Annotated in this window: 14 protein-coding genes; 13 read left to right on the forward strand and 1 reads right to left on the reverse strand. The window is 48.9% G+C overall.

Annotated elements, in window-relative coordinates; translation table 11 throughout:
- The first annotated feature begins 42 nt into the window (after nt 1–42).
- Nucleotides 43–783 carry an SDR family oxidoreductase gene (locus A8708_RS24670; protein WP_068667970.1) on the forward strand — a complete coding sequence of 247 codons (741 nt, stop codon included), beginning with the start codon at nt 43–45 and terminating at the stop codon, nt 781–783.
- Between the two features lie 162 nt (nt 784–945).
- Here the strand turns inward: A8708_RS24670 and A8708_RS35620 are convergent, their stop codons facing one another.
- Nucleotides 946–1203: a hypothetical protein gene (locus A8708_RS35620; RefSeq protein WP_157265023.1), complete on the reverse strand. Its 258-nt coding sequence runs from the start codon at nt 1201–1203 to the stop codon at nt 946–948.
- 463 nt (nt 1204–1666) lie between these two features.
- Here A8708_RS35620 and A8708_RS24675 point away from each other — a divergent pair, with 463 nt between their 5' ends.
- The 12 genes from A8708_RS24675 (at nt 1667) to A8708_RS24730 (ending at nt 13873) form a co-directional block, all read left to right on the forward strand.
- Nucleotides 1667–3136: a helix-turn-helix domain-containing protein gene (locus A8708_RS24675; protein WP_204787630.1), complete on the forward strand. Its 1470-nt coding sequence runs from the start codon at nt 1667–1669 to the stop codon at nt 3134–3136.
- A gap of 119 nt (nt 3137–3255) precedes the next feature.
- Nucleotides 3256–4083: a DUF2935 domain-containing protein gene (locus A8708_RS24680; protein ID WP_239696837.1), complete on the forward strand. Its 828-nt coding sequence runs from the start codon at nt 3256–3258 to the stop codon at nt 4081–4083.
- Between the two features lie 171 nt (nt 4084–4254).
- Nucleotides 4255–5031 (forward strand): ABC transporter ATP-binding protein, encoded by a 777-nt coding sequence (locus A8708_RS24685; RefSeq protein ID WP_068667972.1) that lies wholly within the window; start codon nt 4255–4257, stop codon nt 5029–5031.
- Nucleotides 5032–5049: 18 nt separating this feature from the next.
- Nucleotides 5050–5862: an ABC transporter permease gene (locus A8708_RS24690; RefSeq protein ID WP_068667973.1), complete on the forward strand. Its 813-nt coding sequence runs from the start codon at nt 5050–5052 to the stop codon at nt 5860–5862.
- A 42-nt stretch (nt 5863–5904) separates the two neighbouring features.
- Entirely contained in the window at nt 5905–6762 is an 858-nt protein-coding gene (locus A8708_RS24695) for an ABC transporter permease (protein ID WP_068667974.1), read from the forward strand.
- A gap of 22 nt (nt 6763–6784) precedes the next feature.
- Nucleotides 6785–8380, forward strand: coding sequence for an FAD-dependent oxidoreductase (locus tag A8708_RS24700; RefSeq protein WP_068667975.1), 1596 nt, complete (start codon nt 6785–6787; stop codon nt 8378–8380).
- Nucleotides 8377–8718, forward strand: a complete 342-nt coding sequence (locus tag A8708_RS24705) for a 4Fe-4S dicluster domain-containing protein (RefSeq protein ID WP_068667976.1) — start codon at nt 8377–8379, stop codon at nt 8716–8718. The genes A8708_RS24700 and A8708_RS24705 overlap by 4 nt, the downstream gene beginning before the upstream one ends.
- Nucleotides 8719–8897: 179 nt before the next feature.
- Nucleotides 8898–10502, forward strand: a complete 1605-nt coding sequence (locus A8708_RS24710; protein WP_068667977.1) for an FAD-dependent oxidoreductase — start codon at nt 8898–8900, stop codon at nt 10500–10502.
- Nucleotides 10499–10834, forward strand: coding sequence for a 4Fe-4S dicluster domain-containing protein (locus A8708_RS24715; RefSeq protein WP_068667978.1), 336 nt, complete (start codon nt 10499–10501; stop codon nt 10832–10834). Before A8708_RS24710 ends, A8708_RS24715 begins: the two co-directional genes overlap by 4 nt.
- Before the next feature lie 52 nt (nt 10835–10886).
- Entirely contained in the window at nt 10887–11939 is a 1053-nt protein-coding gene (locus A8708_RS24720) for an ABC transporter substrate-binding protein (RefSeq protein WP_068667979.1), read from the forward strand.
- A 43-nt stretch (nt 11940–11982) separates the two neighbouring features.
- Complete coding sequence (locus A8708_RS24725) at nt 11983–12597, forward strand: nitroreductase family protein (protein WP_068667980.1); 615 nt, start codon at nt 11983–11985, stop codon at nt 12595–12597.
- Nucleotides 12598–12601: 4 nt separating this feature from the next.
- Complete coding sequence (locus tag A8708_RS24730; protein ID WP_068667981.1) at nt 12602–13873, forward strand: MFS transporter; 1272 nt, start codon at nt 12602–12604, stop codon at nt 13871–13873.
- Nucleotides 13874–14033: the final 160 nt, after the last annotated feature.

Genomic DNA, 14033 nt, shown 5'->3' on the forward strand with positions numbered 1-14033 from the left:
TTCAACACGTGTTTAATATTCCAGATAGAGGAGCATGTCACAATGGAAAAAAACATTATAAATAAAGTAGTTATTATTACAGGAGCCTCCAGCGGAATAGGGGAAGCTACAGCGAAGCTGCTCGCGCAAAGTGGGGCAAAGGTGGTATTGGCTGCAAGAAGAGAAGAACGTCTGCATACGATTGTAAATGAAATTAAACAAGGAGGCGGCGAGGCGGTTGCTGTAAAAGCGGATGTCGTTTCCCCTGAGGATATGCAGAACTTGGCCAAGATTGTTAGGGAGATGTATGGCCGAATTGATGTGCTGGTGAACAACGCAGGGATCATGCCAAGTTCTAGGATGAATGAATTACGCGTCGCGGAGTGGGATCAGATGATTGATGTGAATATTAAGGGCGTTCTGTACGGGATCGCCGCAGTATTACCTACCATGCGCGAGCAGCAGTCCGGCCACATCATCAACCTATCCTCAACTTCTGGTTACCAAGTGTCACCGACATCAGCCGTATACGCGGCAACCAAATTTGCCGTGAGAGCCATTTCGGAAGGACTTCGTCTGGAAGAGACAGCGACTTCAGGTATTAGATCGACTTTGATCGCACCAGGTCTAACGAAGACAGAACTTTTTGACAGCATCACCAGCCCGGAAGTGCAAGCGATCGCCAATCAAATAAGTGGCTTGGGGATTTCTCCCAACAGCATTGCGAGAGCCATTGCATTTGCCATTAATGAACCCGATGACACGCTCATCAGCGAAATTATGGTGAGACCGACAGCGCTGTAATGATTGTAAATAAATGTAATATAATTGAAATATTATATTCATCTGGGATTAATGTATTAGGACTATAATTGAACTCGACCCCCTTTTTAAATATATAAACTTAGACCCTCAGCCCGTTGCTGTGGGTCACTTTTTTGTTAGCCAATTAGTAGGACACGGTCCCTATCTCAACTCGGCCACCTGGGAGACCTCGCCAGCTGTGATTCCAACGCTGCTCGCCCACCGAACCCCGAACGCTAGACCGCCGAGCTCAATACACGAACGCTGAACGCTGAACGCCAAACCCCAAACCCCAAACCCCAAACCCCAAACCCCAAACCCCAAACCCCAAACCCCAAACCCCAAACCCCAAACCCCAAACCCCAAACGCCGATGACCCTCGACCCCCTCACCACCCCTGCCATCCCCGCTGCCTAACACACCTCGACTCTCCACTAATTTGAGTAGTCAGTAATAAGGATAGTAATGTGGAATGATGAGTAATTAGACAGTAGTTAGGGTAAGGAGAAAAATGTGGAAAAGTGGAGTAATGTGGAGTAGGAGTAGTATGTGATCAACCATAAACTAGCTGCAAAGTGTATTATTGCATTTCTGAGTGAGAGGTCGAACCCCAAACACAAACCAACTTGGAAATAACTGGATTTTATCCAGCTAGTTCCAAACGCGCGTCTAGCTATGACCTGTTTAACCCCTTTTCAAATAAAAGGATACCCTTTATACTGAATCTACTGATAATCATTATCAATGATGACCGTGAAAGGGGTTATAGCTGCATATGCTGCCGGTTCAAGGACAGGAATATTCCCTTCTAATGCTTTCATCCATACGCAAACGTCGTTTCCTTAAAAGGAACACGCTGTATAGAAAAAATATCCCAAGCGATATGGTCTTGGTTATAACACAAGGCAAAGGCATTCTTTGCATCGATAATCAGGCGTTACCGATTAAGCCGAATCAGATTTTCTATTTAGTTGGAAGGAAGCCTATTGAAGTGATGCTGGAGTCTGACTTTATCGAGTTCTATGTCTTAGTCATAAGGCGCGTGACGTTTTCCAAAACAAAAGGCGGTTGGCATTGTACCAATGCGGCAACCGACCCTTCGCTTTTTCAGACGAGCAAGCTGCAGTTGAAGCAAGGAAAGCAGCATCTCGAGCGCATTGAACAGCTCTATGAAGACAGCCAATCCAAGTCAGTTAAGGATCCGAGTATCCAACTCCAATTCCAAAGTCTTATCCACGTGATGCCAGGGGAAGTGCCGGAACCGATTGAGCTGGAGGATGCGTCCAAAGGTATCGATCAGAGCATCACCTATATGTATAAGCATTTTAATCACAAAATCAAGCTAGAAACATTGTCTGACATTGCAGGATTGACGCCAACATCCTATTCAAGAAGTTTCAAAAAGTCGAAAAAGATGTCACCCGTCGAATATTTAAATCAGATCCGCATCGACGCTTCCAAGGAGCTGTTACAGCATGACGACCCCTCGATCAAGGATATTTCAGCAGCGGTTGGCTTCGGGAATGAGTTTTATTTTAGCCGCATGTTTAAGAATAGCTTTGGCATTTCACCAACGATGTATATGAAGAGAAAACAATTGAAGGTTGCTACGGCCTCCTGCTTTCGCTTTCAAGACTGTTTGCGAGACCTTGGTGTAGGGAACAGTTATGAATTAAATGGCTATCAACATCTGGAGTTAGGCGTCGAAGAGAACAAACGGCAAATTGAAATACAATTAACGGAGCTGCGTAAATATGAACCAGAGTTAATCATTGCAGATTACAGGCATCTGCCGATGTATAACCAATTAAAGCTGATTGCACCGACGGTTATGATGGATTTTTCGATGGATTGGCGCGCGTATTATGGGCGGATTGCTGAGTTAGTTGGACGGGAGAAAGAAGCGCAACAAACGTTCAGTCAACTTGATCTTCGAGTGAAGTATACGAGGGATGCGTTGATGGACACCATCGGACTCCAAAGTGTGTCAGTCATACGATTATACAGTGAAAAAATTCGCGTACACGGCATGATCGACCACCCGCTTAGCCACTTGCTGTATACAGAGCTCGGATTAAAGCCGGGGAGTTGCGTACCATTGAACGAGCGGACGAAGGAGTATGCGGTAGAAATCATCCCATCGTTTGATACGGATTTTCTTCTAATTGATAAACGACTGACCTCGCAAGAAGAAGCTAATTTATACAACAGCATGTTGAAAGGAACATCTTGGGACGCGATGAAAGCTGTGCAGAACAACCAGGTCCGCGTGATTTCGAATTGGATCAGTATGAGCTGGGCACCGAGCGGACAGAATCAAATCTTGGATGATTTGTTGCAATGGCATGCCTGAATGAATAGGCAGGGGGTATACCGCACTAGCGTTGTCCTAATTAAGGTGTTGTAGCATATGTACGACGTCTGCTCATTATACATGGGATAGGAGAACATCAAGTGAGGAGAGTGCGTGAATTGTCAAATGAGTTCGTGATGCGTTCATTGGATGAGATTCGGTTCTGGTCGCGTATTATGAAGGAGCATTCCTTGTTTCTGAAACTAGGTTTTCGATGTGAAGATACGATGTTGATCCAAGAAGCGAATCATTATTATCATATTTTTGAGCATATCGAGGGTCGATCTCACGCATATACCGAGCTGACAGATCCTGAACAAATTCGACGATTCAATACGGAAGTATCGTCGGCTGCCGCACATATTTGGGCGTTCAAAAGAAAAGTTCTAGGACTCATCATTCAATGCAAACTGCCTGGCGGTAACAACTTTCCGTTATTAGTCGACCATACGAGCCGTGAGGCTAATTATTTCCGAAATCGATTACACGAATTAAACACAGGACAGTTAGAACCGTTACCGGACGCGATTATTGATGAAAATATCTTCTTCTTGCGTATCATGGCGGATCACGCCAAGTTTATTGGTCATCTGCTCGATCCATCTGAACGTCAGTTAGTGGAGCAAGCACGGAATTTTAGTCATGATTTCGACCAGCTTCTCTTTCAAGCCATTGATTTAAGCGGGATGCGTCCGCAATCCCAAACCGATCCGCTGTTGGATCAGTTCCTTGATCAGAATCGTGTCTCGGTCGTTGCCCTCCGTGATTTCAAGAAGACAGCCCGTGATTTAATTGAAGCTTGCAAAATCAAGAGCATCATCCATCCCTTGCTGGCGGATCACGTATTCCGCGAGGCGGAGCGTTTCCTAGCAATCATTGATATGTTCGAGCAGTGCTTAACGGGCAATCCAATTAGGGGAATGATGGAAGAGCACAGGGGGCATTAAACAGGGTGAAAGTTTAAATCCGATAAAACTTATAGGAATATATTAAATTATGATTGACGAAGTTTCATTCGAAGTGGTACTCTAGACATGTGACCACCGTATGAACGGAGACACTATTCTCTTCCCAGAGAAAAGTGTCTCTTTTTTTATTTTAAAGAGGAGTTGAATGGGATGAGCCAACCGTTATTGAATCTCAAGCATGTGAACAAAACTTTTCAGTCCAGCAAAGGGTCTGTTCAAGCCTTGCACAATATTGAGCTGCAAGTAAAAGAAGGGGAATTTATTACCGTCATAGGACCTAGCGGCTGCGGCAAAAGCACACTGCTTAAGATCATAGCTGGACTGGATATTACGCATACAGGCGAGGCTCAATTAGGCGGTCAGGTGATTCAAGGCCCAGGCATTGACAAGGGCTTTATTTTCCAAGAGCCAAGGCTGTTTCCATGGTTGAATGTGGAGAAGAATATCGCTGCTGATCTTTCGCTCAGAGACCCTGAAGTGCGTAAGAAAGTAGACGAACTGATTAAACTCGTTCGCCTAGAAGGCTTCCAAAAGTCGTTCCCGAAAGAGCTCTCCGGCGGCATGGCGCAACGTGTTGCTATTGCAAGAGCCTTACTCCGTAATCCGAAAGTGCTGCTGCTTGACGAGCCGTTCGGTGCTCTGGATGCTTTTACACGAACGCACATGCAGGAAGTGCTGATTGATATTTGGCAGAAGAATAAAACGACGATGATTTTCGTCACGCATGATATTGATGAAGCCATTTATTTAGCCAATCGTGTCGTTATTCTCAAACCGCGGCCTGGCGCCATACGGAACATTGTCCCTATTGACCTGCCGATCCCGAGAAAGAAGACGACGACGTCCTTCCAGGAACTGCGCCTCAAGGTACTCAATGAATTTGAGAAAATCGAAGAGCTAGAATTAATAGATAGTTCCGGCATTTAAGAGAAAGGGGAGCTCGAAATGAGTCAACAAGGACAACTGGCAGGCGTCGATCAACAGCGAAACAAGCAACGATTGCATCGCGTGCTGCTTGGAGCTTTGGTACCGTTACTTGTATTGCTGGCCTGGCAGGTATTAGGTCATTTAGGCGTGATTTCATCCTTGCTATTTCCAACGCCGCTTCGCATTATGAACGCAGGAATTCGACTCATTCAAACGGGTGAGCTCTATGACAATATTAAAATTAGTGTGGTGCGGGCACTGACAGGTTTCGTCCTCGGCGGTTCGTTGGGGCTTGCCTTCGGTATTCTGGTTGGTTTATTTCGTAGAACGGAGAAAGCGCTAGATCCTACGGTTCAAATGCTTCGCATGGTGCCGCACTTGGCAATCGCTCCCCTATTTATTTTGTGGTTTGGTATTGGCGAGACGGCCAAAATTTTACTTATTGCTAAAGGAGCCTTTTTTCCGCTCTATATTAATGCTTTCTTGGGTATTCGAGGCGTAGATAACAAGCTGTTCGATGTGACACGTGTGTTAGGGTTTAGCCGATGGAAGCAAGTCATCCGATTAACGATTCCCGGAGCGCTGCCTCATATTTTACTAGGCGTTCGAATTTCATTAGGCGTGTCATGGCTTGGACTGGTTGTGGCCGAATTAATGGGATCGACGGCAGGTATCGGGTATATGATGTCGGATGCGCGGCAATTCTCCAAGACACCTGTGGTATTCGTTGGTATTCTCATATTCGCCGTTTTCGGTATCGTGGCGGACTCTGCCGTGAGGCTGCTTGAACGCAAATGGCTTAGCTGGCAAGACAGCTATAAAGGGAACTAATCACTACAAAGGTTTACAGCACAAAGCTAAGGGGGAGAAGGGATGAGCAATCGTGTCGAGACACTAAGTCAAGCCACGCAAGGAATAGGGAAATCGAAAGGGCAGAAGCTAGAGTTAGTTCGCATCAAATGGTTGTGGGAGAAAGTGAACGATTTCGTTATCGGCGGGATCGTGCCCTTATTACTCCTTGTCATATGGCAAGTATCTGGGGATTTGGGGGTGTTTTCGCCGTCCTTCTTACCGACACCGTTACAAATTGCTGCTGAGTTTCGTTCATTAATTGCCTCGGGTGAGTTGACCCAGCACTTATCAATTTCCTTACAGCGCGCCGTTATCGGCTTTCTAATTGGCGGAACTATCGGGTTGTTTTTCGGGTTTCTTGTTGGATTTGTTCAAAAGCTGGAGTTCATGCTCGATCCTTCGTTTCAAATGCTGCGCATGATCCCGCATCTCGCCATTGCGCCGTTAATTATTCTTTGGTTCGGATTTGGCGAGGTATCGAAAATTGTGATCATAGCGAATGGTGCCTTTTTCCCTATGTATATCTATACTTTTCTCGGCATTCGAAATGTGGATCACAAATTATTCGAGGTCGCTAAAGTGCTGAATTTCAGCAAATCGAAGCAAATTTTTCGCTTGATCCTCCCTGCCGCTTTGCCTGGCATTCTCTTAGGCTTACGCTTATCTGTAGCTATTTCTTGGCTGGGTCTTGTCGTAGCGGAGTTGATCGGTTCGCAGGAAGGAATCGGCTTCCTTATCAATTACGGCAAACAAAATTCAAGCGCTGAGCTTATTTTCGTTGGGGTCATTATTTTTGCAGTGATCGGTAAACTCGTTGATTCACTTGTGCGTTGGCTAGAAAGAAGATGGCTAAGCTGGCGTGACAGCTTCCAAGGCTAGAATACATCAAGGAGGGGTAGCGATGAGCTCGGGCAAAATTACGACATTAGTAGCTGATGTCTTAGTCATCGGTGGAGGTCCCGCCGGTGCTTGGGCAGCTTGGAGCGCAGCCCAGCAGCATGCGAAGGTCATCCTCGTAGATAAAGGATTCTTAGGATCCAGCGGAGCTACTGCGCCGGGAGGTACGAATTTGTTATACCTGCCGCCAGATCCTGAGTTGAGAGAGAAGGCTGTTCAGCAGCGGTATAAGGAAAGTGGGTATTTGGCAGAGCCTGCCTGGATTCATCGTGTGCTGGATCAAGTATATGAAAGTTTGCTGCTCGTGGAGAAGTGGGGCTATCCGTTTCGCCGTGATGAGCAAGGTGTTCCACTGCGGGACCACTTGCAGGGCCCAGAGTATATGAAGACCATGCGCAGGCAGGTTAGTCGTGCAGGCGTGAAGATTCTGGATCAATCGCCAGCACTTGAACTGCTCGTTGATGAGCATGGGGTTGGTGGAGCTAGAGGTATCTCGCGTTTAGATGATTCCGAGTGGGAAATCCAAGCGAATGCCGTCGTGATTGCAACAGGCGGATGTGCTTTTCTAAGCAAAGGCTTGGGTTGTAATGTTCTTACCGGAGAGGGAACCCTGATGGCAACAGAAATCGGAGCAGAGCTTTCCGGGATGGAATTCACGCGTCAGTATGCGCCGAGCGCAGCCTTCGGCACGGTAACCCGTGGTCGCTTGCTGAACTGGGCTACCTATACCTCGGAGGATGGCACGGTACTGCAAGGCGGTGGCCCGAGAGCAGGCGATTTCCTGCCTACGATGCTAAGCAAAGGCCCAGTCTACGCGGTGCTGAACCACGCGGATACGGAAGAGAAGCAGCGAATTCTGCGCAAATCGCACGCGATTTTCTTCGTGCCGCTGGATCGCGCAGGCATCGATCCCTTCACTGAGCGGTTCCCGCTCACGCTTCGCTATGAGGGAACCGTCCGCGGGACGGGCGGCATCCGCCTTACCGATGAGAGCTGCGCCTCAACGGTTCCGGGCCTTTATGCCGCTGGCGATGCGGCCACCCGTGAACGCGTCACGGGTGCGAAGTCGGGTGGAGGCGCGTTCAACGCCTCCTGGGCTATTTCCTCCGGCACCTGGGCAGGTGCCGGGGCTGCGAAGCATGCGCTGACGCTGGGGCGCAGCGCAAGAGATTTGCGACCAGCAGGCCGCTACGGCCTGGTCGATCCGGGGGCAGCCCCCGATCGCATCTTCGATGCGGGGGGCTTGGTCGAGTCCGTCCAGCGGGAGGTCTTCCCGCTGGACATCAATTATTTCCGCAGTGAGCCCGTGATCCGTCAATCGCTGGCGCGATTGGACGGTCTGTGGGCGAGCTTGCGGGGGGCAGCCGTGACCCCGACGGTGCAGGGTCGGGTTCGGGCGCGTGAGGTCGCGGCGATGATCGCGACCGCGAGGTGGATGTACACCGCTGCGCTCGCACGCAAGGAGACGCGGGGCTTGCATTCGCTGGAGGAGTACCCGGATACAGACCCTGCGCAGCAGTACCGCCTGATTCTCTCCGGGATTGAGGAGATTGTGCTGCGCAAAGAGCAGACGGCGGATCAGGAGGTTGCGGCACGATGATTGAATTCGTAAGTACGCAGCGGTGCGTGGGTTGTACGCTTTGTGTGAAGGTATGTCCGACTAACGTGTTTGATAAAGGACTGGATGGTATTCCGAGCATAGCAAGGCAGGAAGATTGCCAGACTTGTTTTATTTGCGAGGCGTATTGCCCCGTAGATGCCCTTTATGTATCTCCATATGACTCCCCCTTGGAGAAGGTGCCGACGGAATTAGAGTTGGTTGAGGCTAATCTGCTCGGCAGCTGGCGAGAAACGCTCGGCTGGGGCAAAGGGCGAACAACATTGGCGGAGTTGGATACAACCCCGTTTATCGATCGCATTTTACCTTCGAAACGATAAGTTGATCTTAATAAATAGGGTTGACGCCATTGAAATACGGTGCTACTATGTGTTTAATCATAGTAAACAACTTGGTTTTGTCGTAATAAAGCTGAATATCCTGTCCAACCGTACACACGGAGGCATTCCTACATACAGGGATGCCTCTTTTTATTTTCATTTTAGAGGAGGTCATAGAGATGGCAAAGGTTTTGGAAGAGAATGATTTGCGTCTTACTGCAGATGTGTTGGTTATTGGTGGAGGTCCAGCGGGAACATGGGCGGCATTAACAGCCGCAACGAATGGCTCCAAGGTTATCTTGGTGGACAAAGGCTATTGCGGGACGAGTGGAGCAACAGCGCCATCCGGTACGGGAGTGTGGTACGTGAAGCCTGATGAAAAGCTGCGAGAAGAAGCGAGAGCGAGTCGCTATTTATTAGGCGGCAAGTTGGCGGAGATTCCTTGGATGAATCGCGTGCTCGATCAGACCTATGCGAACATGAATAAGCTAGACTCCTTGGGATATCCGTTTCCGAAGGATGATATTGGCGATCCGTATAAACGTGGTCTGCAGGGGCCTGAATACATGAAGCTGATGCGCAAATTTGTTCAAAAAGCCGGCGTACGTATCCTCGACCACAGCCCCGTTCTCGAATTGCTTGCCGATGAGCATGGTGTTGGCGGTGCAACCGGCGTGAGAACGCAGAGCGGGCAGACTTGGACGGTTCATGCAGGAGCAGTAGTGATCGCGACAGGTGGTTGCGCATTTTTGAGCAAAGCCTTAGGAACGAACGTGTTGACCGGGGATGGCTATCTACTGGCTGCTGAAGCCGGCGCTGACTTCTCGGGAATGGAATTCTCGAATGCGTATGCGATCTGCCCGACCTTCTCGTCCGTAACCAAAACAGCCTATTACCGCTACGCCTCCTTCTATTACGAAGATGGATCCATTGTAGAGGGTGCAGGTTCACAACGCGGCCGCTCGATCATAGCGCGGAATTTGCTGCAAGGTCGTCAAGTTTACGCTAGCTTGGATCAAGCGCCAGAAGAGATTCGTCCCTTACTGCGTGTGAATCAAACGAATTTCTTCCTGCCGTTCGACCGACTGGGTATCGATCCGTTCAAAGATAAATTCCCTGTTACCCTCCGCTTAGAAGGCACGGTACGTGGAACTGGCGGTATTCGCATCGTGGATGAGCAGTGTTCAACGATTGTCCCAGGCTTATATGCGGCTGGCGATGCAGCGACACGTGAGCTGATCTGCGGAGGTTTCACAGGAGGTGGCAGTCATAACGCGGCTTGGGCGATGTCATCTGGTTCATTTGCAGGGGAAGGTGCTGCCAAATTCGCCAAGGATCTTGGAGATAAAGCGACGAATCGCCAGCTGAAAAGTGTCTCAACGACGACATTCACGAAGTCGGGATCTGGTCAAATTTTAAGCAAAACAGGCGAAGCCATACAAGCCGTACAAGAGGAAGTCACACCGTATGACCGCAATTTGTTCCGTACGCAGAAAGGGTTGGAAGGCTCAATCACTCGTCTGGATGGACTTTGGAACGATTTGCGTGAACGTGTGACGACGCTGGATATTGCAGGTGTACGTCATCGCGAGGCAGCGGCTATGACAGCAACAGCCCGCCTGATGTACAACACGGCACGTGAGCGTACGGAAACGAGAGGCATGCACAAGCGGGAAGATTTCCCTGAAATTGATGCAGCGCAAGGGTATCGTTTGATTAGCGGAGGGCTTGATAGGGTCTGGACGCAAAAGTCTGAAGTGAACAAGGAGGCTGTTACACCATGATAGAGTTAGTCAGCGAGTCCAAATGCGTAGAATGTAACCTCTGCGTGTCGGTATGTCCGACGAATGTATTCGATCGCGTGGAAAATGGGATTCCTGTCATTGCTCGGCAAAGTGATTGCCAAACCTGCTTCATGTGTGAGCTGTATTGCCCAGCGGATGCGCTTTATGTAGCGCCTGATGCTGAAGGACCTTCATTAGTCAGCGAGGCAATCCTCGATGAGCAAGGATTATTTGGCGGTTACCGGGAGAAAGTCGGCTGGGGGAAAGGGCGTAAGCCCGTTGCTGAACATCCCTATATGTATGAATTATCGAAAATAACTTCCATTGGGTAAGGGTAAGGCAGTAGGTACCCATTGTGTGGCTAACTTGAAAGGAGAATGAAAGATGTTAGAGAGACAGAAGCACAGTAAAAGGGGATTCGGACTTTTCCGTACCACGCATTTGGTTATAACTTTAACGGCCATGGTCGCTTTCTTAGCGGCCTGCGGCAATTCCGATGGAGGCGCCAAGACAGCTGGTGCAAGTGCAGCAGCGACAAGTGGAGGGGCAGCCAAGGTACAACCACCAGCAGTGATCAATTATGGATACATTGGCACGAATAAGCTGAATTTTCCAGGTGGTGCAGAAGGTTGGGGGTTGTACAAAGGTATTATTCAAGAGGAGCTCAAAAAGTACGGTATCACCGAGATCAAGCCGGTAGCGTTCCCGAATGGACCTGACCAGAGTGAGTCATTAATCAGCGGTAGATTGGATTTCGGCAGTTTGGGCGATACGCCAGCGATGCTTGCTCGTTCAACAGGCGCGAAGACAAGAGCGATTACGCAGAACACAACAGACAATATCGGTTACTTAATTGGTAAAAAAGGTGGACCAACAACGCTTGCTGATTTGAAAGGTAAAACGATCGCGATTCAAAAAGGTTCCTTCATGCACCGCTACATTGCCGGCCTGGTGAAAGAACAAAATATCCCTGACGTGAAGTTCATCCATATGCTGCGTCCTGATGGTGAAGCGGCGTTATCTCGTGGCGAAGTAGATGCAATGACGAACAGTGCGATCTTTGCCCTGAAACAAATTGAGAATGGATTCCCATTGATTGATGATGCGACCAAGCATCCGAATTTGATCGGTGGCAGCGTTACGGTCGTTTCCGAGGAGTATCTGAAGAAATTCCCTGATTTCCCGAAGGTTTGGAATGAAGCGAGGCAAAAAGCGCTCAAAGATTTACAATCCAAACCAGATGAATATTACCAATTCTTATCTCAGTTAAATGGATTTACACCGGAACTCAACAAGAAGGTTACACCGATTGAGACGATTAAAGATGTTAATTTTAAGGATGATGGTGTGAAGCTGCTGGATGGAACGAAGAAGTTCTTAGTTGAAGAGAAATTAGCGGAGAAAGATTTCGATCTGAATCAGTGGATAATTAAATAAAGCGAATAAAGGCAACACGCCTACTCGGAAAGGAAATGATGACATGACTGTATCCGCACAAGTAGATAATCAAACTGGTTTAACTCCCGAGGTAGAGGCGAATCGCAAGGCGGATTATCCTGTACATTCGCTGTTTCTTAATCGTTGGTCGTCACGAGCTTTTGAAGAGAAGGAAGTAACACAAGAAACCTTGTATACGATACTGGAGGCTGCTCGCTGGGCACCTTCCAGTTCCAATCTGCAGCCGTGGCGATTCATAGTGGCCCACACGGAAGAGCAGAAACAGAAATTTCAATCGTTTATTAAACCGAACAACCGCTTATGGACGGATCATGCTCCAGTGCTATTGCTGATTGTGTCCAACAAGTTCCGTCAAGATGGCGAGCCTAGTGGTGCACATGCGTTCGATGCTGGTGCTGCTTGGGCATCCATTGCTTTTCAAGCGCATTTGTTAGGTCTAGCGACGCGCGCTGTTGGTGGTTACGAGAGAGAGCAGGCACGGGAAGTACTCCAAATTCCGGCGGAGTATGAGCTTCATGCCGTAATTGCTCTAGGCTACCGTGGAGCACCTGAAACGTTGCCTGAGGACTTTCAGCAGCGCGAGCTGCCGAATGGACGCCGTGCATTGAACGAGAGTATCATCGAAGGCTCATTCTAATTCGATGGATTCGTGGAATCGACAGTTTGCAGCCTTGCTCTCTGTACAATTGCTTGTATCGACCGCGCACGGCATGTTCGTTCCCCTTTTGCCCAGCTTCCTTCAGGATATTGGGCATATAAGTGGGGATTCGCTTTACATATGGTCAGGCGCCATATTCTCAGCCAATTTCATGATCATGATGCTGCTCATGCCTTTCTTGGGGCGTATCGGAGATCTTTACGGGCGTAAGCCTGTGATGTTATGGTCAGGATTTGGGATGACCCTCGTTACGGCTTGCATGTCACTGGCTACCGAACCTTGGCAGTTGGCGCTGCTGCGATTGGCACAAGGGTGCTTCACTGGCATCCTGCCATTCACCATGGTGCTGATCTTGATTGGAGCTGCCAAGAGTAAGGTTGGCGTTTCGGCTGGCACCATGCAAATGATGGGCGAGACCGGTTCGCTAATCGGACCACTGATTGCATCTTCTTTACTTACCTTTTACTCGGTACGAGGCGCATATCCCGCTATGAGTGTGTGCATTATGCTGGCAACCATCAGCGTGCTCTGCTTTGTCAAAGAAGGTCCTCGTACACCTGTTGTTTCTACAGTGGAAGGGAGCACCTTGTTCTCCGACTGGAAGAACATCTGGCGGATGAAGCCGCTCCCCTCGCTGCTGCTAAGTGCCCTATGCATCAATTTCGCACTAGTCGGGACGAATCCAATTATCCCCTATTACCTCCGGCAATCCACGCATACGTTCACCTTTCTCAACGATCAATGGCTGCTCGGCATCACCTTATCGGCGACCTCCCTTGCCGTTATCGTGTTCTCCCCTTTGCTGGGCATGCTCTCCGATCGTGTAGGACCTTTAGTGTTGCTCAAAATAGCGACCAGCACCGCGTTTCTCCTCTGTATCGTGCAGGCTGTGACGCATCTGTATCCGCTTATCCTTGCGTCCCGATTCATGCTCGGCCTGTGTGTAGCGGGCATGATGCCCAACATTCAAGCCCAAGTGAGGGGCTTAGTCCGCAAGGGGCTGGAGGGACAGACTTTCGCCATGGTGAACTCATGGATGTTCCTTGGCTGTCTAACGGGGCCGCTTCTCGGTGGGGTGATCGTCGCTCATTTCGGTATTCGTGGCTGGTTTATTGCTGCTATGCTCGTCTTTGGCATTAGTTGCTGGCAAGCTTTTCGGATAGGAAGCTACCAATCTCGAAAGGCCAAACTGGACGAGGAGTTACAAGTGGCTCAAGCTGGTAAGAGTGTGCCCAAAGCAGTAGCCTCGAACTAGCGAGCTTAAGCAAATTGTAATTAAAAGAGCCTATAACAACAAATTAGAATTAAGCGAGCCCTTTGCGGCTCGTTTTTTTTGCGTGGCGTGCCCAGAGGCACGCATTATCTAGTTGGTGAAAGTCCAACCAAGGGAGGGGCCAGGCCACCTTTGTAGCTAG

Origin of the sequence: Paenibacillus oryzisoli, from assembly GCF_001653565.1 — a bacterium.
Classification (GTDB): domain Bacteria; phylum Bacillota; class Bacilli; order Paenibacillales; family NBRC-103111; genus Paenibacillus_E; species Paenibacillus_E oryzisoli.